2 protein-coding genes are annotated in these 1,316 nt (G+C 71.7%); both read left to right on the top strand.

What is annotated here, in order from left to right:
* Positions 1-528: NAD(P)-dependent alcohol dehydrogenase (locus tag E1269_RS31975; RefSeq protein ID WP_131902299.1), on the top strand; the 528-nt coding region annotated here is incomplete at its 5' end.
* Positions 529-553: 25 nt separating this feature from the next.
* Positions 554-1,316 (top strand): phosphoribosylaminoimidazolesuccinocarboxamide synthase (locus E1269_RS31980; protein ID WP_131902301.1); only part of this gene is annotated, 763 nt, incomplete at its 3' end.

The raw sequence follows: 1,316 nt of genomic DNA on the forward strand, positions 1-1,316 counted from the left end.
GTGCTGGTGACCGGCGCCGGCGGCGGGGTGGGGTCGTTCGCCGTCCAGCTCGCGGTGGCGTTCGGTGCGGAGGTCACCGGCGTCTGTAGTGGTGGGAAGGCCGACCTGGTCCGCTCGCTCGGTGCCGCCGACGTCATCGACTACACCCGTGAGGACGTCACTGCCGGCTCGCGCCGCTTCGACGTGATCATCGACATCGCGGGGCACCGCCCGATCCGGCGGCTGCGACGCGTGCTGGCGCGCGACGGACGTCTGATCATCGTCGGCTCGGAGGGCCACGGCGGCCGCTGGCTCCAGGGCGTCGACCGCCAGCTGCGCGTGATGATGCTGTCGCCGTTCGTCAGCCAGCGCCTGGGCACCCTGATCTCGGCCGAGCGCGCGGACGACCTGCGGTACCTGGCCGAGCTGATGGAGGCCGGCGCGGTGGTGCCGGCCGTGGACCGGACGTTCTCGCTGGACGAGGTCCCCACCGCGATTCGCTACCTGCGGGATGGACGGGCACGCGGGAAGGTCGTCGTCGTGGTGTGACGTGGCGCGTGCTAGAACGGTCGGCATGGAGCTGGTGCACCGAGGCAAAGTCCGCGACGTCTACGCGGACGGCCCCGACGAGCTGATACTGGTCGCGAGCGACCGGGTGTCGGTCTACGACGTGGTGCTGCCGACACCGATCCCGGACAAGGGCAAGCTCCTGACCGCGCTCTCGGCGTGGTGGTTCGACCAGCTCGCCGACGTGCCCAACCATGTGCTGTCGGTCACCGACGTCCCCGCCGAATGGGCCGGCCGGGCGCTGCGTTGCCGCCGGGTCGACATCGTCCAGGTCGAGTGCATCGCCCGCGGCTACCTCGCCGGCCTCGGCTGGGACGCGTACCGCACCGACGGCATCATCTCCGGCGTGACGCTGCCCGCCGGCCTCGTCGAGGGCGACCGGCTGCCCGAGCCCGTCTTCACCCCGACCACCAAGACCGCGCCCGAGGACGGCCACGACGAGCCCATCACGTTCGCCGAGATGTCCGACCAGGTGGGTGCGGACCTCGCCGACCGGCTGCGTACTCTGACCCTCGACATCTACTCCCGCGCCGCGGCGACCGCCGAGGAGCGCGGCGTGATCCTGGCCGACACCAAGTTCGAGTTCGGCCTCACCGCCGACGGCGACATCCTCCTGGCCGACGAGGTCCTCACCTCCGACTCGTCCCGCTACTGGCGGGTCGAGGACTGGAAGCCCGGCGGCCGCCAGTACGGCTACGACAAGCAGTACATCCGCGACTGGGCGAGCGACCTGGGCACCTGGGACCGCACCCCGCCCGGCCCCGAGATCC

The organism is Jiangella asiatica (assembly GCF_004349065.1).
GTDB classification, from domain to species: domain Bacteria; phylum Actinomycetota; class Actinomycetes; order Jiangellales; family Jiangellaceae; genus Jiangella; species Jiangella asiatica.